Source organism: Streptomyces sp. AC627_RSS907 (assembly GCF_019049165.1).
Window position 1 is genome coordinate 1 of sequence record NZ_JAGMUE010000927.1, and the last position, 573, is coordinate 573.

A 573-nucleotide genomic window follows, 5' to 3' on the forward strand; every position below is an offset into this window, starting at 1 on the left:
ACATCCCGCACACCCGGCCGGTGCCGGTCAGCGGCGTGACCTCGGACCCGGATCTGGCCCGCAGCCTCGACCTGGAGGAGTCCCGTTACGAGGGGCCGACCGGCATCGTCGGCATCCTCCAGGAGTCGTGCACGCATGCCGGCGTCCCGGCCGTGAGCCTGTGGGCGGCCGTGCCGCACTACGTCTCGCAGCCGCCCAACCCGAAGGCCACGCTGGCGCTGCTCAACCGGCTGGAGGACCTGCTGGAGCTGCGCATTCCGCTCGGCGAGCTGCCGGAGGACGCGCGGGCCTGGCAACTGGGCGTGGACCAGCTCGCCGCCGAGGACAGCGAGGTGGCCGAGTACGTGCAGTCGCTGGAGGAGGCGCGGGACACGGCGGAGCTGCCGGAAGCGTCCGGCGAAGCCATCGCGCGCGAGTTCGAGCGCTACCTGCGGCGCCGGGACGGACAGCCGGGGCCCGGCGGGCACGCCAGCGACTCCGGCGTCGCCGACAGCCGCGACTCGTACCTGCGCGACCCCGGCAGCGGTCGGGCGCGCCCGACCAGGTCGACCGCGCGGGACGAGCCCCGGGACG

General features: G+C 75.2%; 1 protein-coding gene. It reads left to right on the top strand.

Annotated elements, in window-relative coordinates:
* The coding region (locus tag KUM32_RS39500) for a PAC2 family protein (protein ID WP_217146565.1) at positions 1-573 on the top strand (573 nt) is incomplete at both ends.